The following is a 23463-nucleotide window of genomic DNA, read 5'->3' as shown; positions in this document are numbered from 1 at the left end:
TTTACTGCTCGATCTCACCGAGCTAGACTTTTTAATTTTTACTTGCTTACTCGTTCAATTATCTTTGCTGCCTTTAACACCATCGTTCGCGATTCTGGTAAATATCCTTGGAGTAATGGTAATATTTGTCCGGGAAACAAACCCGCAGGTGGAGACTGAATTGCTGAGATATCGTGTAATTCAAGATCGTTAATATCTGCAACTACCAGTCCCAAAATTCGCTTATCAACCTCTAGCACAATGAAGAGTGTCGTTTCCCAAATTTTACCTTGATTAATTGGCGAGTTAAACCCCAACTCGGCTGCAAGATCTAATAATGGCAACATTTCTCCACGCCAGTTACAAATACCGAGAATGCTACTAGGTAAATCCGGTACTGGTAAGATTTCTCCCATTGAAATTTTTGTCACCCCAGCAATTTCTTTCAAAGGCAGTAAGGCTGTATCCTCTTTCGTCAGGTAAAAGCTTAAAAACTTTTCTCTGACAGTTGGGGGTGCCACCTCGGCAAACAGTCCTTCAAAACTGTTGATGATTTCTAGGTTTGGCGCTCGTTCTTGTTTCATTTTTCCCTGTTAACAGCCAGTAATTTAGGTAAGTTTTACTAGGCAATTGTTGCTTTTGCGTGTTAATTTTAATTTTATTATTTTTGCAGCAGTTTTTGTGTTAAGTTTCGGTAAAGTCAAACGAGTGGTTAGTGTTTGGCAAGATTTTTTCAACAAATTTTCATAAACTAGACGAACAATTGACACGCGTGAAACTAACTACTTGAACTGTTGTCGTAGCGATCGCTCCACCGACAAGAGCAGTAAACTCTTATGAGCAGCCAGTCTAGCAAAATCCCTGTGCCAGGACAAGCCAAATTTGGGGATTGGTGGTATTACATTTATTTAACTGGTTTCAACAAAAAAGCTCACAAACTTTAAAGCAAAAAGGATTTTAATGTAAACTAATGTAAAGAGCTAATTTTATCTAGCTAGTGCCTTTTCAGAGGCTTGGTGAGTAAAATTTAGTTATTTAGCTATTATTAGCACTGAATAGAGCAAAAGTTCGATCAAAACTAGGGCTAAAAAGTCAAGATGACGATCGCTGAGTCACCTACCTGCAAGAAATTCTGCTCCCAACTAACAGCCTGCGCCAATAAGCAGTATACAGGCAGGCTAGACATTGAAAACCAAACAAAGCAGAAATGGAGTTTATACTTAAGTTTCGGGCGCTTGGCTTGGGCAACAGGTGGAGTCCATCCAGTTAGACGTTGGCGGCGGCAGTTGGCTCGTTGTTGTCCTCAGAAAAAAGTTAATAATATTAGCTTACGTCACACAGACGAGTTTGAATGCTGGGATTATCACTTAATGATGCTTTGGGTAAAGCGCGAAGAAATTGACCAAAGATCCCTAATCGCAGTTATCCGTGGTATTGTCACTGAAGTTTTGTTTGATATTTTCCAGAGTATCGAAGTGTCCCCAGAAAATGGAGATAGTGAGAGTGGCGATCGCCACTTCAATTCTCTACCAAACATTTTGCCTGGGGAAGTAACAGCAGCAACTTTTCAGATTAAAATCCAAGCAGGAGTACGTCCCTCAAATACAGGGATTTTGCCGCCCTCATGGATGTTAGAAGTAGAATCTGCTTTAACACTGGTAGAGAATGCTTGGGAAAAATGGTCGCTGATGGGTTTGAACAATTGTTACCCCAATTTAGCACCAACGATCGACAAACCAGAAATACTGCAAAAACAAGTAAGTAATAAGGTTTACGCTAATTTAACCACGGCGATCGATGGTAAGCGAACTTTGCGGGATTTAGCTTCGATCCTGAAGCAAGATTTGCGCACTTTAACACTCTCGCTACTGCCTTATCTTCGCTCTGGCGCGATCGGACTGGCAACCATACCTGACTTACCTCGTCCCAAATTCATTCTTCCCGAAACCCCACAAATACTATCGTCTACCTCAAATTCACCATTAGTTGCCTGTGTTGACGACAGTCCCGCAGTTTGCCGGATAATGGGAAAGATCCTTCGTCAAGCTGGTTATCGCTTTCTTGCCCTCAACGATCCAGTGCAAGCGTTACCAAATATCTTAAAACACAAACCTGATGCTATTTTCTTAGATTTAGTCATGCCCGTGGCTAATGGCTATGAAATTTGCACTCAGATTCGTCGAGTGGGAAGTTTCCAAGAAGTACCAATAATTATTATCACCGGTCAGGATGGGATTATCGATCGCGTTCGCTCGAAGTTGGTGGGAGCTTCCAGTTTTATCAGTAAGCCGATCGATCCTCACAAGATACTTACTGCCTTAGAAAACTTCGAGATCAAACCGCTTTAGAATGACTTCTTGAGGCAAGTTGATGCTTGCGAATAGTTGCTAGGAGTTTGGTAGGATCGATAGGTTTGGTCAGAAAATCAGAAGCACCAACCATTTTAGCTCGCACGCGATCCACTACTCCATCATGACTGGTGAGGATAATGACAGGAACTTCTTGAAAAGCGGAAACCCGACGAATTTGAGCGCAGATTTCGTAACCGTTAGCGATCGGCATCACTAAATCTAAAAAGATGAAATCTGGCTTGTGTTTCAGCAACATTGGTAAAGCTTGAACTGGTTCAGTAATACCGACAAAACGATAGTTTGCTGCTGTGACAATTTCTTCTAAAGTTTGACAAATTTGGGGACTGTCGTCGATGCAAGCGATTAAAAGCTTTGGCGTTGAGGCTTTTGATTTCGTAGTTGCCGGAGGTTCACTTTTCACAACGCACTCACCAGGCATATCTGGTATTTCTACCAAGGCGATCGCGTTTTGTTCTAGGTAAGGATAAAGAGACTTCGTCACTACCACTAAATCTTGTTTGAGGAACACTGCTAAGTCTCTCAGGCTACGTTTACCATTGACCAAGGCAACAAGATTTTTGTAAACACTTTTACTGGTTTGCTTTTCCAGTAACTCTGGTTGTTGTAAACTTGGAGCATGGTTAGGCGAGTAGTTAGTTAAATTTGCTCTCCGCCAAGTTTCCCAAAGTTCCTCGGCTTGAGTCAATAATTTTGGCATTTCCAGTAAGCAATTAGGAGGTAAAATGCTATGCTTGGAGGGACGCCTACTCAATTGAGCTTCCACTTCTACCCTAATGGCTGCTTGGTTTGGTGGGTTTTGCCTAAATTCATCCTCTGCTGATTTCCTACCAGCTAATTCGATACTTTGGAGAATATCAAACAAAATTTCCGTTGCCGTACCTTCAATAATCGCAACGATTTGCTCCACTGATAGTTTTTGCCGCAAAGCTAACAACGTCAGTACATGATAATAGCAGCATTCATACTTATCTGTTTGTCGCAAACCGATGCTATTAACAGCAATTTGAGGACAGTGTAGCGCTACTTGTCTGCGCCACCGTCTCGTCGGATGAGTTCCACCACCCGCCCAAACCACACGACCATAGTGCAGATAGATGCTCCATTTTTTGCCCGTTGAGGAGTTAATATCTACTCTGCCAGTAAATTGATTTTCGCTGTAAGGGGTAAGATGCGCTCTGAGACAATTAGGCGCAACTGAAGATGTTGCTGTCATTACTGTTTGCATTGATTTGATTATTTAACTTTTGTAAAAAAGAATTAAGCACATAGCTTGCTTTGAGTTTATTTTTATATTCTTAATTATATTTTTTCTTGTTACTACTTGTCAATTTTTAACTATTCTTAATATTTTTTTTGTCTTTTTAGTTACTCCGGTTATTTTCCGATTTAAGCCTAAGCAAAATTGCGGAACTTACGGAGATTAATGACAGAAAATCTCACAAATAAATTTTGCGTCAAGCTTTGATAAAGTTTAGATGAACTAGGTATTGGCGATTCAGGACAACGGAGATCGCCAAGAAGGGAGGCTAAACTGGTAAATGCGGCTACGCGAGCTGCTAACTGGTAACTGTTCTTCGCTCGATACAGCTACTTGTTTTCTGACCCGATCAATTGCTTGAGAGTTTGCTTAATTTCATCAGGATCGATCGGTTTAGTCAAATAAGCATTTGCTCCCAGCATATTGCCCCACATTTTGTCAACATCAGTATTTTTCGTCGAGCAAATAACTACGGGAATTTTACTAGTATCCGGATTAGTTTTTAATTCGCGACAAAATTCAAAACCACTCGCACCGGGAAGAATCACGTCGAGAAAAATTAGATCTGGTTTTTTTTGGGCTAATTTTTCTTGAGCTTCTTCGACACTAGAAGTATTAACTACAACAAAACCAGCATCTTGTAAATAGCCACTGAGAAATTGGCGATCGGTTAAGCTATCTTCAACCACTAAAACAGTTTTCATCATCAAGAGAAGAACTTTAATAAATATTACGGGGTAAAAAATCACTGACTGCAAAACAAATCAAGATTTTTGTAGTTTTCAGCTAGAGAAAGAGCAAGAGCATACTTTAACCTGCACTATCCCATCCCCCTGACATTTTAGATCGGAAAACCTTTTCGCAGCGTTCCAGATAAAAAGCAACTGCGCGATCTTGAGGATTTGCTGCTAACAGTTTCTGAAACTTTTCTGTAGCTTCAGGATAATTTTCTTGATGAAAAAGCACTACTGCTTGTTCAAAATCCGGACGAGTTTGCAATTTTAACTGTTTGAGAGATGGAAGATCGCTATCAAAAACCTCAAACACAGCTACAGGCGCTCTTTTTCCTTTCACTCTAACTCTACCTAAAAAGCGATAGCTATATTCTTGGAGATTTGGGAGTGTAAATAAAGTGCGATCGCTGACGACTATCTTAGCACCATAAGTCTTGGTCAAACCCTCCAAGCGAGAAGCCAAATTGACAGCATCGGAAATTACCGTACTTTCCATGCGCTCTTTTTCCCCAATTGTACCGAGCATCAAATTACCTGTATGCAAGCCAATACCGATCGAAATAGCGGGATAGCCTTGAGCATAACTCTGAGAATTATACAGCGTTACCTGTCTTTGCATATCAATCGCCGCTTGCAGCGCATCGTCGGGACTATCGGGAAAAAGCGCCATCACCGCATCGCCAATGTACTTATCGATAAAACCGCGATGCGATCGAATTACCGGACAGACCCTACTGAGATAAGCATTGAGAAAGTCAAAGTTCTGCTTTGGTGACATACTCTCGGAAATAGTCGTAAACGAGCGAATATCAGAAAAGAGAACTGTCATTGTTTTTTGTACTTGATCCCCCAATTGTACATCAATAATACTTTCTCGCTCTAAAAATTTTAGGAACTCGCGAGGCACAAAGCGACCATAAGCTAAATTAATCTTCGATAATTGAATATGAGTTTTTATTCTCGCTAACAATTCATGCTTAGCAATTGGTTTAGTTAAATAATCATTTGCACCAGAATCAAAACCCTCAACCAAATCGCTAACTTGATTTTTTGCTGTTAACAAAACTATCGGCAATTCTGCGGCTGTATAACTTTGACGAATTACTTGACAAAAAGCATAACCCGTCATTCTCGGCATCATCACATCTAATAAAATCAGATCGGGTTGATAGCCATTATTAATTAAATTTAGGGCTTCGACACCACTAGCTGTTTGAGTTACTGCGTAATTTTGCAAAGAAAGATGGTTGATAAGTACCTGACGATTAACTGGTTCGTCATCAACAATTAAAACTTTGAATTCTCCCTCTGGAGAAGATTTTAGAGAAACAGTTATTTTTGTGTCTTCGGTAACTTGCGGTGAATCTATTGCTTGTAATTTAGCTATTTGTGGGTAATCTGCTGCTTGGAAAAATTGTAATGCGGTTGTGTCAGCAGATAAAGGTAAACTAAAAGAAAATATTGAACCTTTACCGAGAGTAGATTTTACTTTAATTTCACCTCCGTGTAATTCAACTAATTTTTTAGTTACAGCCAAACCCAAACCCGTACCGCCGTATTGTCGAGAAATTGAACCATCACCTTGTTCAAAAGCCGTAAAAATCCGCTCTAATTTGTTTGCTGGAATCCCAATTCCCGGATCGCTAACACTGATAATTAAAAATGGCTCATTGACTCGTGCAGAAACTTCAATTTTACCGCTTTCTGTAAATTTAATAGCATTACCAACCAAGTTATAAAGTATTTGTTGAACTCGATTTTCATCTGCGTCTACTGGCGGCACTTCTGGAGATATGCTGTTAATCAATTCTATCTTTTTATCCGCAATTAAATGTTGAGAAACGGTTAAAACTACATCAGCAATTTCGCACATCCCAATTGGTTTAATTTGCAAGATAATATTTTGATGGCGCAAGCGGGAAAAGTCAAGCAAATCGTTTACTAGTTGCGTTAATCTTTTTCCACTGGAAATAATTAAAGAAAGATTGTATTTAGTTGATTCAGATAACTGTCCCGTTGCCCCATCTAATAAGGATTCAGCAATACCAATAATACCATTTAAAGGAGTTCGCAATTCGTGAGAAGTGTTAGCTAAAAATTCATCTTTTAATTTATCCATTTTTTGCAAAGCTTCGTTTTTGGCTTTTAATTCAATTGCATTAGCTTGCAAATGCTGGCGCGTTTTGGTGAAGCGACGTTCGAGGATGAATGCTAAAAAGAGGATGAAAATGAGCATTCCCCAATAATATAAAGTTAAATTCCAGAAAAATACTAAATTGATGTAAATCAGGATGTCGTGAATTACTGAGAGCAAAAAAACTGAAAAACCTGTGGTAAATAATTTTGCTTCCTGGTTATCTTGAAAATCAGTTTTGGCTGCAATTATCATCATGATTATGGCAGCACTGACAGCAAAAAACTGGGTGAAAAAAAACGAGTAACTCCAAGGAAATAAACCAATTCCCACTAAAACAATCGCAATCGTAGCATAAACTAAATCAATTTGCCACAAGCGACGAATAATGGATTTGTAGCCCTTACCAAAAATGTTTTCAAAGAAGATACAAACCTCGGCTGGTGCTAAGTGAAATGAAGCATAGTGCAAAAATTTCCAAAAACCAGGATAATCAAAAACTAGCAGCAAAAATTCGGTATCGGTGACAGTATAAATGCCAATAGTTATAGCTAATAAGCCAAAAGAAATATAAATTTTGTCTACTTGCTTAAATATTGTAATCAATAAAGGAAACAAACCACAAAAGATAAATAACCAACCTAAAATTAGGCGATCGATATCTTTAATAATTAATTTTTTAATTAAATCTGATTGAGAGCCTACGGTTGGACTACCAGAGAAACCAAAGGGTAGTAAAGGAGCTTCGCCAGCGTAAACTCTGAGAAAGATAGTAGAGTCGCGATAGTCACCTTCGAGAGGAATAATCGGCCATTTATCACCTTTAATTATTAGTTCACCTTGAGAGTTTAGTTCGTGATAAATATAAAGCAGTCGCTCGTCAAGGTATGCTTCTAATAGATAAGGTATACCTTGAAAAGAAATGCTTGGAAAGGGCCAAATTCGATCGGGAAAAGGAACTTGTAACCAGATAAATTTTTGTTCGAGAGGGATTCTCAATTTTTTGGGAAAAGACAGTGGAGTCCATTCTTCAGTCTCATTTTCTTCTTCAATCCAAAGGGGAATTCCGTTTTCATTGACTGGCGAATCGCCCCACCGATATTGCCAACCTGTGGTAATTTCTATTGGTGGGTTATCACCAATTTTGGCTAAAGCTGTGGTGGGTGCTGTTGGAGACTGAAAGTTAAATAATAATGTACATAGGAAAGCAATTACACACAACCCAATCCAGATGGGGGTGATTTGAAATCTAAATTTCATTTGTTTTTGCTCCACTTGGCTTGAAATCGCCAGCAAGTTCCAATTTTTGCACAGTAGCTAGAAGCAGCTACGATGATTTGATGCTGCACCCTGATGTTATTTCTCTATTAGAAGAGATTTTGACGGATCTCGCCAGCTACGCGATCGCTTCAATGAAATTTTCTCAGTTCTTCTCCATTTGTCGCTAAGAGTTTGTCATTTGTGGCGAAAATTTAGCTATTATTTTTCTCTAACACAAGTTGGGTTATAAGTAAAGAGTCCAAGGGGATAAATTAGCAATTATTAAAGTAAACTAATAAAAAATAAGCTTTTGTCCGGTCTGCTCGCGATAGTGTTAAGATTACCTCAAACTATACGATCGAGCGATCGCTGGAGAGGAAAGTCTAGTTGTAGGTAAACTTGGGTAAGTCTTATCTAACGGCTTAACTTCAAATGAATTTCGTATTTTTTGTTTTCGGACTACTGCTAGGACTTTTAGCGATCGCGATCGCACTTTATCTAGTTACCTCTCGCCGCTATCAATCGGCTGAATCAGTTGCCAATTCTTACGACCGATGGACAGAAGACGGTATTTTAGAATTCTACTGGGGGGAACATATTCACCTCGGTTATTATGATTCGCCACCGCAGCGCAAAGATTTTTTAGCAGCAAAAGCTGATTTTGTTCGTGAAATGGTGCGTTGGGGAGGATTAGACAAATTGCCTCCAGGTACCACTGTTTTAGATGTAGGTTGTGGAATTGGCGGCAGTAGTCGCATTTTGGCACGAGATTACGGATTTTCCGTAACTGGTATTACCATCAGTCCTCAACAAGTTAAACGTGCCACTGAATTAACTCCGAACGACTTGGATGTTAAATTTGCTGTCGATGATGCCATGTCTGTTTCGTTTCCTGATGCTAGTTTTGATGTGGTTTGGTCAATTGAAGCCGGTCCCCATATGCCGGATAAAGCAATTTTTGCTCGAGAATTACTGCGCGTTTTGAAGCCCGGAGGTATACTCGTAGTAGCGGATTGGAATCAACGCGACGATCGCTCCCAACCGCTCAACCTTTGGGAACGCCCCGTAATGCGCCAACTCCTTGACCAGTGGTCCCATCCAGCCTTCGCCAGTATTGAAAGCTTTTCTGAACTTCTAGAAGCAACCGGATTAACCGAAGGTGAAGTCGTCACCGCCGATTGGACTGAGCAAACTCTTCCTTCTTGGTTCGATTCTATCTGGCAAGGCGTAGCTCGACCAGAGGGATTAGTGCGCTTTGGACTTTCAGGTTTGATTAAATCTTTGCGAGAAGTCCCAACGATTCTCTTAATGCGCATTGCTTTTGGTACAGGTCTTTGTCGATTTGGGATGTTTCGTGCAGTTCGAGCCAATTCTTCAGCAAAATTAACGGAATCCTTCTCAACTGAAACTCTGACAAGCAAACACGGGTAATTCGGTAGTGGGAATTGGGAAACAAGGAAGATAAACCGATCGGCGATCGCTGATAATTCTTAACTCTAACTGTTATAAAGGTTGTTGGGTGGGAATACCGATCGCGCGAGGAAATTTTTGAGGACTGGGCTTTCGCTTGCCCAGATAGATGCAGTGACGGATACTTTTACTGAGGGGAGTTTGAAAACCTTCAATTGATTCGATTGTCCCTCCTAGTTGCTTAACTGCCTCAGATAAACTTTTCTGTTCTTCATCTGTCCAGTTACCGCGATAAAGTATCGCTATACCGCCGATTTTCAGTAAAGGTAGCGCATATTCAGCACATACAGAAACTGAACCTACAGCCCGAATTAAAGCGAAATCATAAACTTCTCGATGCTGGGGTTGTTGTCCGATCGCTTCCGCCCTAGCAGTTAAAGTTTTAACATTAGGAAGATTTAACTTGACAAGCAAACTGTTGAGAAAGGTGATTTTTTTCGCAGTCGAATCAAGTAGAGTAACATGACAATGAGGAACAGCGATCGCTACAGGAATGCCAGGAAAACCTCCACCTGTCCCAATATCGATCAGATTTGCTTTCTCTAAAGACACATTTGAGTGTAACTTATCGGCAAAAGCTAAAGGCGCAATCCCTTGTAAAGAATCCCAAAGATGTTTTTCCCAAAACTCTTTTGCTTCAGTAATACGGGTAAGATTTAGTTGGCTATTACCCGATAAAATCTCTTCATAAAGCTGTTGAAATAAATGATTTTGTTGTGGTTCTGGCTGCCATTGAAGAGTTTTTTGCCAAATTTTCTCCATTTCTGGTAGCCTAGATAAATTGCTTAGTTGTTCTTTATTCATTGGGGATTGGGGATTGGGGACTAGGTTCACTGATAACTGTTCACTGTTCACTGATAACTGATAACCGAGGATGCTGTATTATTTTTAGCGAGCAGCTTTTCCTGGTCAATAGAACTAAGATAACCTTCTTCGAGTAACCAACAACGGTCAGCAATTTGCAATAATTCACCTGCATCGTGAGTCACAACTAAAAGCGTCCAATGTTCCTTAAGTTTGGCTAATAACTTCGCCAGCTGACGACGCATCGACCAATCAAGTCCAGCAGTAGGTTCGTCGAGTAAGAGTAAATTAGGCTGACGGACGAGTTGTACAGCCAAAGCGAGTCGTCGCTGTTGACCGCCGCTAAGATTATTGGGTGAGATACTCAGAGAAAGATGGTCTAGTCCAACCTCCTGGAGAGTATCCCTAATTTGCTGAGAACCCAGTTCCGGATGACCCAAACGTAACTCTTCCAAAATCGTCCCACCACAAAAATGTCGTTCTGGGAACTGAAAAACCAGACCTGCCAAATATTGTAAATCTAGAGGTAGAAGTTCTTGGTCGCGCCAGAAAACACCACCATCAGTTTTTTCAGCTAATCCTGCCAAAATTTCCAGTAAAGTTGTTTTTCCAGAACCACTGCGACCAATGACTAATCCTAACTGCTGGGGGATCAGTTCGAGATTAATTTTTTTCAAGATTGGTGTAGGAGTAGCAGGAGGATGGTAAACCAGGTTTTTGAGATACAGCATTAAGAACCGTACAATAATAACTTGCTAATACGAGGGGAAAATCTGCTTGTAGCTTATCGAAATTAAGCGATCGCTCCATTAACAACTTAACATTGTTATTACCATCAAACCGCGAACTAGCTAGAAGCGGCTTATGTCAAACTTAATCTTCAGGTACTTAACTATGAATACTTGGCTAACTGCACCTAAACTTATCTGTGTTACCTTGATTAGCGCTTGTACTCTCGCTGTGAGTCTGGGGAGTAGCCCCGTATGGGCTGGAGATCCTTTTCGCACTAACGATGTTCGTGATATTCCAGAAAATACCGAAGCAGCTTTTGAGGCAATTTTCAAACAGGGAGATTACGATCGCGCGCTAGAATATTTGGCGATCGCAGAAAAAAGCGAAAGTTCCGAACCCCTTGCTTATGCAATGCGAGCATCTTTGGCTTACACCGACCAAGATTGGGAAACGCTCAAAGACTACGCTCTGAAAACTCAGCAAGTCGCAGAAAGTTTACAATCCCAAGATAGTTTACGAGGTAATCTTTATCTCGCTGTTGGCTATTTTTTAGAAGGAGCATATAAGTATAAAATAGACGAACAGCCTCTAGCTGCCCTCAACCAATTACAAAAAGTTTTCGCCTTTCTTGATGAAGCTGAAAAAAATGCCCCTGAAGACCCAGAACTCAATTTACTCAAAGGTTATATGGAGTTACTTTTAGCAGTTAATTTGCCTTTTTCCGCTCCAGAGCAAGCTATTGAGAAATTTCAACGAAATGCCGCTCCGGAGTATCTAGTTAATCGCGGGATTGCTGTTGCTTATCGCGATTTAAACCAACATGACAAAGCACTAGATTTTGTTAATCGCGCTTTAACAGCCACACCAGATAATCCAGAATTATTTTATTTAAAAGCACAAATCTTGTTAGAAAAAGGTCAGGATGAAAATAATCTCTCATTTCTCCAACAAGCAGTAGCCTATTTCGATCGCTCTTTGGCAAAAGCAGAACAACTACCCAGTTCGCTTGTCAAGCAGATTGAGCGCGAACGTCGCAAAGCTCAAACAGAGGTAGAAGAAATCGATTAAATAATGCTTATTTAGTTGAAAGAAAGTCACATTTTCCCTTAACAATAGCCTTTTTAAGTTAATTTTTCTTGCCCATTTACTCTTGAACGTGGCAAGTTCCACAGCAAAGCAAAAAAATGACCATTTATTTCTATAAAGTTAATGCTCCTTATGGCTGCTTTTCTAACTTCTCTCCTCATCCAATTTATTTAGAAAATCTTGATTGGAAAACTGTCGAACATTACTATCAAGCGCATAAATACCTGGGGAGCAAAAATGAAGCAATAATCTCAGAAATTCGCCAAGCAGCAACGCCAGAAGAAGCAGCAGCTTTAGGTAGAAATCCGGAACTTAGCTTACGCGACGATTGGGAACAAGTGAAAAAACAAGTAATGTGGAAAGGAGTGCTAACCAAATTTCTAACCCATCGTGACATTCAAAAAATTTTGCTATCTACGGGTGACGAGATCATTGTCGAAGACTCCCCCAAAGATTATTACTGGGGTTGCGGTCAAAATCGAACCGGAATGAATGAATTAGGTAAAATATTAATGGCAGTAAGAGCAGAAATTCGCGCAAACTTTCTCAAAGAATCAAAATAAAATTTAACTTTAGTGCAAGCAGGTGTATCTCCACTGCCTCTACCAAAGATTAAAACAGGGAAATTGAAGCAATCGAGAAACCAGAATCCGATCGCGTAGCGGATATAGCGTTAGCGGTAGAGCGAGTATCGCCGGACGAGGTATGGTTTTCTCGGATATCGGTGAAGATTTCTTCAGTAACAGAATATTTATCTAGGTAGAGTATATATTAATACACTTCTTGCGGTTGGTAATCAAATAATGAATAAAATAAAAGATAATCAAACTCAAGTCAGTTCGGTCGCAATCAATCAAGCCGTTTGGTTAGAACGGATCGTTAAAAGCATTCGTCAATCTCTAGAACTACCAGAAATTTTAGCTGCTGCCGTTGTAGAAGTTCGGGATGCCCTTGCTACTGACAGAGTAAAAATTTACAAATTTCATGAGGATGGCAGTGGAGAAGTAATTGCCGAATCGGTAGACGAGCGACGTCTTCCTTCATTAATTGGACTTCGTTTTCCGGCGGACGACATTCCTGTAGATTTGCGGGAAATGTTTCTTAAGGTTGGTTTACGCTCTATTGTCAACGTCGAGCAAAAGAAAATTGGGCTAAGTGCTATAGAAAATGAAGGGGGAAGTATAGCGGGGGAAAGCTGGGAAATCACCTACCGCAATCTTGACGAATGCCACTCAGAATATCTCAGAGCAATGGGAGTTCAGTCTTCGGTTGTCGTACCAATTGTACATCATAATTTAAGAAAAAAGAAAACTACTAATCAACTGTGGGGTTTACTGATTTCTCACCATAGTGAAGCGCGAAATATTTCCAATACCGAATTGAAAAACTTGCAGTTGGTAGCCGATCAAGTATCGATCGCGATCGCTCAGTCTAAATTACTCTCCGCCGCTAGAGAACAAGCCCAGCGAGAAGCAACAATTAATCGAGTATCTAATTTACTTCATTCTTTCCCACAAATTGAACTACAAGCAGCTTTAGAAAAAACAGTTGCTGCGCTCAAAGGTTCTGCTGGAAGAATTTATATTGCTCCTTATCAGCAAGAAAAGTCAGCAGAAATTTATACTTGTGGTAGTCTGTTACGTTCTTTTAGCAAAGAGCAACAAAAAAAACCGATCGAAGAACATTCTCTTTGGCAATTACTATTTCATCCGGAAAAAACTAACAAGCAATTAAGCCAGAACAAAATTAGTCCAAAAGTAATTGTCGATCTTTACAAAGTTCCGGAATTTCGCGTTCTTACCCCAGCTTTCCAGTCTACAAAAATTCGTGGCATCCTGGTTGTTCCTTTGTATAGTCGGTCTTCTTTTTTAGGCTATCTGAGTATTTTCCGCGATCCGATCGATACTGAAACCATTTGGGCAGGTCGTTTTAATCCCGATCGCAAACAAGAACTACCCAGACAATCTTTTGAAGCTTGGCGAGAATTAAAAAGAGGTCAAACATTACCTTGGTCTTCTGAAGAAATCTCCTTAGTAAAAGCTTTAGCTAACAATTTTGCTACCGCAATCGAGCAATATCTGCTTTACGCCCAAGTCAAAAACTTGAATAGTAATTTAGAGCGTCAAGTAGAAGAGCGTACCTGGGAGTTAGAAAAATCAATCGAACAACAAAAAACTTTGTTTCGGGTAGTGGGGAAAATCCGAGCATCTTTAGAACTAGATAAGATTTTTCAAACAACCGTGACAGAAGTACGACAATTACTTAAATGCGATCGCGTGGCAGTGTTTTCCTTTGATTCAACTTCCGTTTGGGGTTATGGTAAATTTGTTTCCGAAGATGTCAAACCAGGTTTTGACTCAGCCATTACCGCTCAAGTCCGCGATCGCTGTTTTGGCGAAAAGTATGCTCAAGACTATGCTCAAGGTAAAATTCAGGCAGTTGCCGATATTTATACCGCAGGATTAAGCGACTGTCACCAAAACATTCTCAGCCAATTTCAAGTTAGAGCTAATTTAATCGTGCCACTAATGAAAGAAGATTATTTGTGGGGATTGCTTTGCCTTCATCAATGCGATCGACCTCGCCAGTGGCAAGATTCAGAAATTGACTTTGTTAGGCAAATTGCTACACATTTAGGAGTAGCGCTCAAACAAAGTTCTCTGCTAACTCAAACTCAACAACAAGCCGAAGAACTTGCTAAAGCATTAGAAGAATTACAGCAAACTCAAACCCAGCTTATTCAAACTGAAAAAATGTCTAGCTTGGGACAATTAGTAGCTGGTGTTGCCCATGAAATCAATAACCCAGTAAATTTTATTTACGGTAATCTTAATCATGTTAGTCAGTATACTCAAGATCTACTCGATTTATTGAACTTATACCGCCTAGATTACCCAAATCCCAAGTCAAAAATTGTCGATTTTTGCGAAGAAATTGATTTAGAATTTTTGCAAGAAGATTTACCAAAAGTTTTAGTTTCACTGAAAGTAGGAGCAGAACGTATTCGTCAGTTAGTTTTATCTTTACGCAATTTCTCCCGCCACGATCAAGCGGAAAGAAAAGCTGTAAATCTTCATGAGGGAATAGACAGTACCCTCTTGATTTTACAACATCGTTTGAAGGCAAAAAACAACCATCCAACGATTGAAGTTGAGAAAAATTATGACGATTTACCCCTGATTGAATGTTATGCTAGTCAAATTAATCAGGTATTTATGAACATTATCAGTAACTCTATTGATACTCTTGAAGAACAAGATGAGTGCCGAACGCTAGCAGAAATTCAAGCATCACCTAGTAAAATTACTATTCGTACTCAAGTGGTTGGCGAACAGGTGAAAATTGAAATTAGTGATAATGGCAAGGGAATGCCAGAAGGAGTTTGCAAGCAAATTTTCGATCCCTTTTTTACAACGAAACCAATTGGTAAGGGAACCGGATTAGGACTAGCAATTAGCTATCAAATTGTGGTTGAAAAACACGGTGGTAATCTTTTATGTCATTCGGAAGTAGGAAAAGGAACTAAGTTTGAAATTTTTATTCCGATTAAATAGTTAAAGGGGATTGGTGATTGGGTAACACAAACTACCCACTACCAATTACTAACTGATAACTGCGGCTACGTGATAACTGTTCGCTTGAATTACCTTTGTCCTTGTTGCCAGCGAGCGATCGCGTTTTGTGCTTGGTCGTAGGATGGAGTATTACGGGGGACTAACTTAGCTGTCTCAATTGCTTGATTCAAATTGCCTCCGGCAGCGCGAGAATTAGCCATCAGATAAATTTGTCGGCTCCACTCTTCAATTAATTGCTGTGCTTGGCGATATTCTGGTTCGCCTGAGTTGATTTTCCGCAGCAGGCTAATCCCAAAACTATAAGAAGAAGCTTGAGCAGGATTAATCTGTTCCTGAGCGGCGGCGATAGTATTTTGGTTTGTCCATTTTAGCTCAGCAAGTTCCGACCATTTAACGATCGCCTGATTCGCAGCATTTTTGATTTGTGGTACATCATTGGGAACTAATTTAGCAGCCGCGATCGCGCCAGCATAATTATCTTCTTCGGCTCGTCCTTGGGCAATATCTAAAATTACTTGACTCCAACGAGCGATCGCCGCTTGGGCTTCGTTGTAAAGAGGCGCACCTGGTTCAATTTGACGGACTTCGTTAATTGCTCGACTAAAGCCAGATGCTTGATTGGATTGAATATAAGTGGTGGCTCGATTTAATAACTCTCGATTTGCTTCTAAGGTTGCTGTTGACGCTGGCGATGCAGTCGGGTTTGGGGGAGGAGAAGGAGCAACTGTAGCATTGTCTGTAGCTCCCCGAGAAGGTGCAATTTCACTAACCGTAGGTGGTACTTCAGTAGCTTCTGGAGCAGGTATAGTTTGATTGCTGTTGGCTGGGACCTCAGTTACATCTGAATCCAGTGGTGGTTCAGTAATCGGAGAAACTGTAGTTCGAGCAGGATCGGCAGAAGTTTCCTCCGGAAGCCGATCGCGATCGCCAAGTAAGACTGCGGCAAAAACTGCGGCAGCAAAAATAGCTAAACTACCCGCGATTAGAAGCAAAACTTGCCAGGTTGGTTTTTTCCCTGGGGGCGAATCTGGTGAATCATAGGCAGTCAAAGCATTATTATTGACCGCAGGTACTTTTGTTGGTGAAACAATTGAAGCCGTTGGTCTTTCTAACGTCGAAACTGCGGTTGGAGCGATCGTACCAGTACCATTACTTTCTGCTTGAGAATTAACAGCCAGAGCCTCTACTGTATCTGGAACATTACCATCAAGCTGCCAAAGATCGTTTTCTCTTTCTGGCTGAGGAAGAAGTGGTTGGAGTGCAGCTTGAGGTGAAGGAATAATTGTTACAGGAGTTTGCACGGGTCGCCAGTGATGTTCGCTCAATTCCGGCAAGCGATCGCGCAGATATCGGTCGAGATTTTCTAAATTAATATCTTTTTGAAAGTAATTTAGTGCTTCTAATAAGCCAGCAGTAAAAATACCACGAGCGAGATCGGCTGATTCATGGGAAAATTCCCCTGGTTCGGTAGAAAGTACCAGCGAGATCCCCATCTCTTCAGCTAATTCTTTTGTTTCCACACCCACCGAACTGCCAGCAAATAATCCTGGCGAACGGTTGATATCCAGCAAGACTAAAAGGCGATCGGACCCATTATCCCGTAGTGACTCAAACAACTCTCGCATAGCGATCGCACTCCCCGGAATATCTGCCGGATTACCATCTACAGGCATTAAATAATCTACGCCTTCCCAGTTAACCCCATAGCCACTGAAAAAGAACCATTGAATTGCTAAATTATTCTGGATATTATCGAGCCAGGAGAGGATATTTTCTCGCGTCGGATAAGTAGGTTGTTCTTCCACCCAATTAGAAGCATCAGTCAACAGCAAACATTGCTCTGGTGGCAATTCGGCAACATTCGCCAAAATTTCGGCGATCGCCTGTGCGTCTGCTTGAGCATAATTGAGAGGTTGAAGATATAAATAGCGGTTGATGCCAATTGCGATGCAAGAGTAGTTTGCCATCTGCCCCTCTGTCTGCAAATTTTAAGTAACAAATTCAGTTTAGGACTTACACAGCAAAAAGGGAATTGTGCGATCTTCAGTTTAAGCCAAAAGGTGTTGCTGAATCAGCTTCATTATTCCGCAACGCTGAACTTCCTACCCATGGACGTAGGGCTTCTCGCACAATCAAGCTAAGCTAATTTCCCTAAGGTAGGGGGTGCGGATTATAAGATGAGTAATAGTGGGTATCGAGGTTCTCGGCAACATGGTGGGTTACAGATGTATTTCAATTAGATTGGTTGAGTAACGGATGAGAAAAAAGATTTTCTTCCGCAGGGTTATAGACTGAAGAGTCCATAGAGAAAGGTTTAGAGGAAATAAATGTGCCTACAATAGCTTATCTTATCTACGACTTAGACGGTTTACTTTTAAACACCGAATCAATTAACGCTAAAGTTAACCAGGCGATCGCTGCTCGTTACGGTAAAATTTTCGATAAATCGGTAAAAGCGAAAATTGCCGGAAGAAATGCCCTCGATTCAGCCACCATTATCGTCGAAATCCTCAAAATACCCCTTTCTCCAAAGAAATATCTCCAAGAGCGAGAAAAGATTATTCAGAAATTATACTCCCAAGCTCAACCTCTTCCAGGAGCAGTAAATCTCACCAAACACTTTCATCAGCATCGCTTACCCCAAGCCGTTGCTACCAGCACCGCCAAACATACCTTTGCCTTAAAAACCAGCCGTCATCAACAATGGTTTAGTTTGTTTAACTGTATCGTAACCGGAGATGACCCCGATTTAAAACAAGGTAAACCCGCACCAGATATTTTTCTCCTCGCAGCCCAACGTTTAGGTGCTTCTCCAGAAGAATGTTTAGTTTTTGAAGATTCTCTCTCTGGCGTACAAGCCGCTTTTGCCGCCGGAATGTCGGTGGTTGCAGTTCCCGATCCTGACATAGATCGCAGTTTATACCAAAATGCCGATCTAGTTCTCAACTCCTTAAGCGAATTTAACCCTGAGTTTTGGAACTTACCAGGATTTTAACGAATCTCGGTTTTCTCGATTAGCCCGCTAGAACCGTTTACAGCGCTGGGATCTAGCCCAATCTTTTCCCCTCTATTCCGAAACAGGTGCAATTTTTGGTAAAAATAACTATAATTAAGATAGAAAAATTTACATTGCCGATCCCGATCAAGCAAATTGTTTACCACTGTACTTCCTAAACCAGCACCAAACCAAGTAACCGCGATTCCCAGCGACTTGTTTAGAGCGATCGCCGATCTCAAACAAGAGTTAAACGCGGTTATCTTAGCCCACTACTATCAAGATCCAGATATTCAAGACATCGCCGACTATATCGGCGACTCACTGGGGCTTTCGCGACAAGCAGCCACCACCAACGCTGATGTCATTGTCTTTGCTGGAGTACATTTCATGGCAGAGACAGCAAAAATCCTCAATCCTGATAAACTGGTTCTCTTACCAGACTTAAACGCAGGCTGTTCTCTTGCAGATAGCTGTCCGCCCGATGCTTTCGCCAAATTCAAAGCCCAACATCGGGATCATTTAGTTATTTCTTACGTCAACTGCACCGCCGAAATTAAGGCGATGAGCGATATTATCTGTACTAGCTCCAATGCAGTTCGCATAGTTAACCAAATACCCAAAGACCAACCAATTATTTTTGCACCAGACCAAAATCTCGGTCGTTATGTAATGGCGCAAACTAATCGCGAAATGGTTCTATGGCAAGGTAGCTGCATGGTACACGAACTATTTTCCGAAAAGAAAATCGTGCAGTTACAAGTTGAACATCCAGAAGCCGAAGTAATAGCCCATCCCGAATGCGAACCCCAAGTTTTGCGTCATGCTAGCTACATCGGTTCCACATCAGCTTTGCTGAAATATGTCCACGAAAGCGATACCAAAGCTTTCATCGTCGCTACGGAACCTGGGATCATTCACCAAATGCAAAAGCAAACACCCCACAAAAAGTTTATCCCAGCCCCACCGATGAAAAGTTGTGCTTGCAATGAGTGTCCTCATATGCGTTTGAACACATTGGAGAAGATTTATTTAGCGATGAAAAATCGCACCCCGGAGATTATTTTACCCGAAGAAACTCGTAAAGCTGCCCTCAAGCCAATGCAGCGAATGTTAGAAATGAGTGCATAAAGTTAGTTGTTTCGTAGTGTCATCCTTCGCTTCGCGAAGGATGACAATTATATTAAACTAGCCATTGGTCACTGGTCACTGTTAACTGCTAACTGTTTACTGTTAACTGTTCCCTGATAACTGGTCACTGGTCACTGTTAACTGCTAACTGTTTACTGTTAACTGTTCCCTGATAACTGGTCACTGGTCACTGATAACCGATCTTGCCGTTCCGAAAAGTGTGAGTTAGCTTAGAGTCGGGCGCATATTGGAACATAAGGCATTAGTTAGCCCTGAAGAGATGCTTTCAGTCTACTTTTTTTGTTTCCTAATTGGTGGCATTTTTGTTGCTCTCTCAGTAGTAGCAGGGTTTGATGGTGTTGAATTTGATAACGATTTTGATACTGATTTAGAAATTACTGACACACCAGATGAAGAAGAAGAGTCAGGAAGAAGAACCCAACTCAAGTATCGACGTGTTTGGCTACCGATATTTAGCTTAAGATTTTGGACATTTGGGACTTGTTTTTTTGGACTGACAGGTATTTTGTTGTCAAGGTTAGAACTGAGTCCAGAACAAGTTGCTTATATTTCCTTAGCAATTGGTATTTTCTGCGGTACAGCGATCGCGTGGGTGTTACGCGGTTTACGACGACGCAAGGTAGATAGTCTGGTGCGTTCCCACGATTTGATCGGTTTGGAAGCTAGGGTAGAAATACCTTTCGCTGCTGATAGTCGGGGAAAAGTTAGCGTTAGTGTCAAGGGTTCGACGGTAGCTTTACTCGCTTACACCGAAGAGGATCGTGATTTTGCTGTGGGAGAAACGGTTTATGTCGTGGGAATGGAAGAAAATCGCGTCTGGGTAGTGTCGGAAGAAAATTTTATTAAGGATTAGTTGGTTGTTAGTTTTTGGTGATTAGTTATTAGTTATTAGTTCATTTTCAATGACTAATGGCATCTTGAGGATAAAACGATGGAAAATCAATTTGCATCAGTAGAATATCTTGCTACTACTAAACCAGCAGAGGAAATTACGACAACTGAAGTGGCGCAATTGCAACCAGTTATAGCGCAAACTGACACTTTAGGCAGTCAAGTTATATCCGCTTTGCCGATCGCGTTATCTTTGTTTGGTGTCATCCTGATTATCTGGTTTCTCAATACGTTTATGCGAATCTGTAAACCTAATGAAATTTTAGTCTTAGCAGGTCGCAAGCGACGCACGAAAGAAGGACAAGAAATTGGTTATCGGGTAATTTTTGGCGGGAGAACAATTTGCATTCCCATCCTCGAACAAGTGAAAAACATGGATTTAACTACCATGCCAGTACCAGTAGAGGTACGCAATGCTTATTCTAAAGGAGGAACGCCACTAAATATTCAAGCGATCGCCAATGTCAAAATTTCCAGTAACCCGAAAATAGTTGGTAACGCGATCGAACGTTTTCTTGATCACGATCGCAAAGAAATTGCCCGTGTCGCGAGAGAAACTCTTGAAGGTAATTTGCGCGGTGTTGTCGCTACTTTGACTCCCGAACAACTCAACGAAGATCGCTTGCGTTTCGCCGAACGTATTGCTAATGATGTTTCTCGCGATCTCTCGAAACTCGGCTTACATCTAGATACGCTGAAAATTCAAAGCGTTTCCGACGATGTTGATTATCTCAGTTCCATCGGTCGCCGTCAAATTGCCTTAATTCAGCGCGACGCAGAAATCGCCGAATCAAATGCGATCGCCGAAGCCGAACAAATCGAAGCCGACTGCGATCGCCAAGCAGAAGTCGCCCAAACTCAAGCCAAAACTTTTATTCAGGAAAAAGAAAACGAATTACGCAAAATCAAGGCAGAACTCGAACAATTAGCCCGTTCTGAAGAAGAACGTACCACAGCAGCCGCCAAAGAAGCTAGAGCCAAAGCCGAACAAAAACTCCAAACAGTTCGCGCCGAATTGGAAAGATTACGCCTCGAAGCTGATGAAGTTTTACCCGCAGAAGCAGCCAGACAAGCTAAAGAATTACTTGCTAAAGGTGAAGCAGCCGTATTTGCTGAAAATGCTAAAGCCGCAGCTTTAGTTAACGATATGCTTTCTCAAGTTTGGCAAGAAACAGGTACTGATGCGGCGGAATTATTCTTAATTCAGCAGATAGAAATGGTCTTACAACAAGCAGCACAAATTCCCGGTCGCGTGCGTTTAAACAAAATCAATGTTATCGATAATGGCGACGGAAAAGCCCTTGCTTCCCTAGCAAATGCTTATCCAGAAATTGTCAGTCAGTTTTTAACCCAAGTTGATAAAACTCTCGGTATTGATGTTGCAGGTACGCTTACCAGTCACAATAGAAATGGTAAAAGTTAAAGGGTAATTGGCGATCGGAAAACAAGCAAAATTTGAGGTTGGTTAGAGATGGAAATAATCATTATCTTACTAGGAATTCTAGGACTCGGTACTGGTTCGATAGTTTTTTCAATTCGCAATCTTTACTATATTTGCCAGCCGAGTGAAGTGCTAATCTTTGCTGGTAGTTCCTCGAAAATTAAAGGTAGTCGAAAGGTAGGCTATCGTTTGGTTAAAGGAGGTAGTAGCTTACGAGTTCCAGTGTTAGAACGTGCGTTTCGCATGGATTTAACCAATATGATCATCGAGCTGAAGGTAACTAATGCTTACTCGAAAGGTGGTATTCCTTTGACGGTAGAGGCGGTGGCAAATATTAAAATTGCTGGTGAGGAACCAACAATTCATAATGCGATCGAGCGTTTGTTGGGGAAAACTCGCAAGCAAATTGAGCAAATTGCCAAGGAAACTTTAGAAGGAAATTTACGCGGAGTTTTGGCAAGTTTGACTCCGGAACAAGTTAATGAAGATAAGATTGCTTTTGCAAAAAGTTTGCTGGAAGAAGCTGAGGATGATTTAGAAAAGTTAGGCTTGGTTTTGGATACTTTGCAGGTACAAAATATTTCTGATGATGTGAGTTATCTCAACTCGATCGGACGCAAACAACAAGCAGATTTGTTAAGAGATGCACGGATTGCTGAGGCGCAAGCGCAGGCTGAATCGGTAATTCAAGAAGCAGAAAATAATAAGAAAACTTCTCTGCGACGTATTGAAACCCAAATTGCCATAGCCAAAGCCGAAGCCGATCGCCGCCTTAAGGATGCGCTTACCAAGCGAGAGGCGTTAATTGCGGAAGCGAAAGCGGAAATTGCTTCGGAAGTCGCTCGTACTGAGGCAGAAGTAGGGGTACAAACCGAGCGGATTAAGCAAGTAGAGCAACAGTTACAAGCAGATGTGGTGGCTCCCGCAGAAGCAGAATCTAAGCGGGCGATCGCCCAAGCAAAGGGTAATGCGGCGATAATTATTGAGGATGGTAAGGCGCAAGCTGAAGGTACGCGCCGTTTGGCTGAGTCTTGGAAAACTGCTGGACCTTCGGCTCGAGAAATTTTCCTCTTCCAAAAGCTGGAAACTTTACTCAAAACAATGGCTTCTACTGTACCTGATGTGGACGTGGATAATGTGACGGTAATTGATACGAATAACGGTAGCAATGTTACGAAAATTGTCTCTTTCCTGGAACAATTACGTCAGACGACGGGTGTAGATTTGGCTGAGACAGTTCGCAAAATTGGCAATAATCAAACTCAAGTTATTCAACCTGTGGAGGTTATCACCCCAGATGAGCAGTCTTGGAATCGTCTTCGGAGTGATATGCAGCAGTTTCTCGATCGCTTGGCTGAAGCTAAACAAACTATTCCGGAAGCGGAAAAATCGGTGGAACGAGCGATTAAACGCAGTCCTAGTTTGAGACAACGGTTACAAAAGGCAATGAATGCTGGCGGTAAAGAAGCTTTAAATGCGATTTTTGCTCACCCGGTTATTCACATTCCGACAACAATGGTTGAAGCTTGGCTGGATCAAGATGTTTAATGGTTGTTATGAATAGTGTAGTTGGGGCTGGC

General features: G+C 41.3%; 17 protein-coding genes. 10 read left to right on the top strand and 7 right to left on the bottom strand.

From position 1 onward, the window contains the following. Window positions 1-38 precede the first annotated feature (38 nt). The gene (locus tag G3T18_RS24970) at window positions 39-563 is read right to left on the bottom strand and encodes a chemotaxis protein CheW (protein WP_224413301.1); all 525 of its coding nucleotides are present in this window, start codon (window positions 561-563) and stop codon (window positions 39-41) included. 513 nt (window positions 564-1076) lie between these two features. Between G3T18_RS24970 and G3T18_RS24965 the strand changes: the two genes are divergently transcribed. Beyond that, the gene (locus tag G3T18_RS24965; protein WP_224413300.1) at window positions 1077-2327 is read left to right on the top strand and encodes a response regulator; all 1251 of its coding nucleotides are present in this window, start codon (window positions 1077-1079) and stop codon (window positions 2325-2327) included. Here the strand turns inward: G3T18_RS24965 and G3T18_RS24960 are convergent. The 3 genes from G3T18_RS24960 to G3T18_RS24950 all read right to left on the bottom strand — a co-directional run bounded on the left by G3T18_RS24960 (window position 2314) and on the right by G3T18_RS24950 (window position 7737). Next, window positions 2314-3564, bottom strand: coding sequence for a response regulator (locus tag G3T18_RS24960; RefSeq protein ID WP_224413299.1), 1251 nt, complete (start codon window positions 3562-3564; stop codon window positions 2314-2316). The genes G3T18_RS24965 and G3T18_RS24960 overlap by 14 nt on opposite strands. A gap of 374 nt (window positions 3565-3938) precedes the next feature. Beyond that, window positions 3939-4316, bottom strand: coding sequence for a response regulator transcription factor (locus G3T18_RS24955; protein ID WP_397334007.1), 378 nt, complete (start codon window positions 4314-4316; stop codon window positions 3939-3941). 103 nt (window positions 4317-4419) lie between these two features. Then, window positions 4420-7737 carry an ATP-binding protein gene (locus tag G3T18_RS24950; RefSeq protein ID WP_224413298.1) on the bottom strand — a complete coding sequence of 1106 codons (3318 nt, stop codon included), beginning with the start codon at window positions 7735-7737 and terminating at the stop codon, window positions 4420-4422. 432 nt (window positions 7738-8169) lie between these two features. Here G3T18_RS24950 and G3T18_RS24945 point away from each other — a divergent pair, with 432 nt between their 5' ends. After that, window positions 8170-9168 carry a methyltransferase domain-containing protein gene (locus G3T18_RS24945; protein WP_224413297.1) on the top strand — a complete coding sequence of 333 codons (999 nt, stop codon included), beginning with the start codon at window positions 8170-8172 and terminating at the stop codon, window positions 9166-9168. A gap of 72 nt (window positions 9169-9240) precedes the next feature. Here the strand turns inward: G3T18_RS24945 and rsmG are convergent, their stop codons facing one another. Next, the gene (gene rsmG / locus G3T18_RS24940; RefSeq protein ID WP_224413296.1) at window positions 9241-10011 is read right to left on the bottom strand and encodes a 16S rRNA (guanine(527)-N(7))-methyltransferase RsmG; all 771 of its coding nucleotides are present in this window, start codon (window positions 10009-10011) and stop codon (window positions 9241-9243) included. A 47-nt stretch (window positions 10012-10058) separates the two neighbouring features. After that, window positions 10059-10742 carry an ABC transporter ATP-binding protein gene (locus G3T18_RS24935; protein ID WP_224413295.1) on the bottom strand — a complete coding sequence of 228 codons (684 nt, stop codon included), beginning with the start codon at window positions 10740-10742 and terminating at the stop codon, window positions 10059-10061. Between the two features lie 163 nt (window positions 10743-10905). Here G3T18_RS24935 and G3T18_RS24930 point away from each other — a divergent pair, with 163 nt between their 5' ends. From G3T18_RS24930 to G3T18_RS24920, 3 genes are all read left to right on the top strand, one after another. Then, the gene (locus G3T18_RS24930; RefSeq protein ID WP_224413294.1) at window positions 10906-11811 is read left to right on the top strand and encodes a Sll0314/Alr1548 family TPR repeat-containing protein; all 906 of its coding nucleotides are present in this window, start codon (window positions 10906-10908) and stop codon (window positions 11809-11811) included. Window positions 11812-11927: 116 nt separating this feature from the next. After that, entirely contained in the window at window positions 11928-12392 is a 465-nt protein-coding gene (locus tag G3T18_RS24925) for an NADAR family protein (protein ID WP_224413293.1), read from the top strand. 240 nt (window positions 12393-12632) lie between these two features. Beyond that, the gene (locus G3T18_RS24920; RefSeq protein WP_224413292.1) at window positions 12633-15383 is read left to right on the top strand and encodes a GAF domain-containing protein; all 2751 of its coding nucleotides are present in this window, start codon (window positions 12633-12635) and stop codon (window positions 15381-15383) included. An 89-nt stretch (window positions 15384-15472) separates the two neighbouring features. On the opposite strand, the gene G3T18_RS24915 is transcribed toward G3T18_RS24920, so the two are convergent. Then, window positions 15473-17371: a hypothetical protein gene (locus tag G3T18_RS24915; protein ID WP_224413291.1), complete on the bottom strand. Its 1899-nt coding sequence runs from the start codon at window positions 17369-17371 to the stop codon at window positions 15473-15475. Window positions 17372-17733: 362 nt separating this feature from the next. Here G3T18_RS24915 and G3T18_RS24910 point away from each other — a divergent pair, with 362 nt between their 5' ends. The 5 genes from G3T18_RS24910 (at window position 17734) to G3T18_RS24890 (ending at window position 23431) form a co-directional block, all read left to right on the top strand. Next, a complete protein-coding gene (locus G3T18_RS24910; protein ID WP_224413290.1) occupies window positions 17734-18399 on the top strand; it encodes an HAD-IA family hydrolase in 666 nt (221 codons plus the stop codon). A gap of 156 nt (window positions 18400-18555) precedes the next feature. Continuing rightward, complete coding sequence (gene nadA, locus G3T18_RS24905) at window positions 18556-19530, top strand: quinolinate synthase NadA (RefSeq protein ID WP_224413289.1); 975 nt, start codon at window positions 18556-18558, stop codon at window positions 19528-19530. Between the two features lie 280 nt (window positions 19531-19810). After that, window positions 19811-20404 carry an NfeD family protein gene (locus G3T18_RS24900; protein ID WP_224413288.1) on the top strand — a complete coding sequence of 198 codons (594 nt, stop codon included), beginning with the start codon at window positions 19811-19813 and terminating at the stop codon, window positions 20402-20404. 78 nt (window positions 20405-20482) lie between these two features. Further along, window positions 20483-21865, top strand: coding sequence for a flotillin family protein (locus G3T18_RS24895; protein WP_224413287.1), 1383 nt, complete (start codon window positions 20483-20485; stop codon window positions 21863-21865). 48 nt (window positions 21866-21913) lie between these two features. Beyond that, window positions 21914-23431: a flotillin family protein gene (locus G3T18_RS24890; RefSeq protein ID WP_224413286.1), complete on the top strand. Its 1518-nt coding sequence runs from the start codon at window positions 21914-21916 to the stop codon at window positions 23429-23431. Window positions 23432-23463 lie beyond the last annotated feature (32 nt).

Origin of the sequence: Oscillatoria salina IIICB1 (assembly GCF_020144665.1) — a bacterium.
Classification (GTDB): Bacteria; Cyanobacteriota; Cyanobacteriia; order Cyanobacteriales; family SIO1D9; genus IIICB1.
Note: the sequence above shows the minus strand (reverse complement) of the source record. Positions and strands in the feature narration are given on the sequence as shown.

Bases quoted from the DNA above. Each gene is read 5' to 3' on its own strand.
- G3T18_RS24970 (WP_224413301.1), bottom strand. From the start codon at position 563: ATGAAACAAGAACGAGCGCCAAACCTAGAAATCATCAACAGTTTTGAA.
- G3T18_RS24965 (WP_224413300.1), top strand. From the start codon at position 1,077: ATGACGATCGCTGAGTCACCTACCTGCAAGAAATTCTGCTCCCAACTA.
- G3T18_RS24960 (WP_224413299.1), bottom strand. From the start codon at position 3,564: ATGACAGCAACATCTTCAGTTGCGCCTAATTGTCTCAGAGCGCATCTT.
- G3T18_RS24955 (WP_397334007.1), bottom strand. From the start codon at position 4,316: ATGATGAAAACTGTTTTAGTGGTTGAAGATAGCTTAACCGATCGCCAA.
- G3T18_RS24950 (WP_224413298.1), bottom strand. From the start codon at position 7,737: ATGAAATTTAGATTTCAAATCACCCCCATCTGGATTGGGTTGTGTGTA.
- G3T18_RS24945 (WP_224413297.1), top strand. From the start codon at position 8,170: ATGAATTTCGTATTTTTTGTTTTCGGACTACTGCTAGGACTTTTAGCG.
- rsmG (WP_224413296.1), bottom strand. From the start codon at position 10,011: ATGAATAAAGAACAACTAAGCAATTTATCTAGGCTACCAGAAATGGAG.
- G3T18_RS24935 (WP_224413295.1), bottom strand. From the start codon at position 10,742: ATGCTGTATCTCAAAAACCTGGTTTACCATCCTCCTGCTACTCCTACA.
- G3T18_RS24930 (WP_224413294.1), top strand. From the start codon at position 10,906: ATGAATACTTGGCTAACTGCACCTAAACTTATCTGTGTTACCTTGATT.
- G3T18_RS24925 (WP_224413293.1), top strand. From the start codon at position 11,928: ATGACCATTTATTTCTATAAAGTTAATGCTCCTTATGGCTGCTTTTCT.
- G3T18_RS24920 (WP_224413292.1), top strand. From the start codon at position 12,633: ATGAATAAAATAAAAGATAATCAAACTCAAGTCAGTTCGGTCGCAATC.
- G3T18_RS24915 (WP_224413291.1), bottom strand. From the start codon at position 17,371: ATGGCAAACTACTCTTGCATCGCAATTGGCATCAACCGCTATTTATAT.
- G3T18_RS24900 (WP_224413288.1), top strand. From the start codon at position 19,811: ATGCTTTCAGTCTACTTTTTTTGTTTCCTAATTGGTGGCATTTTTGTT.
- G3T18_RS24895 (WP_224413287.1), top strand. From the start codon at position 20,483: ATGGAAAATCAATTTGCATCAGTAGAATATCTTGCTACTACTAAACCA.
- G3T18_RS24890 (WP_224413286.1), top strand. From the start codon at position 21,914: ATGGAAATAATCATTATCTTACTAGGAATTCTAGGACTCGGTACTGGT.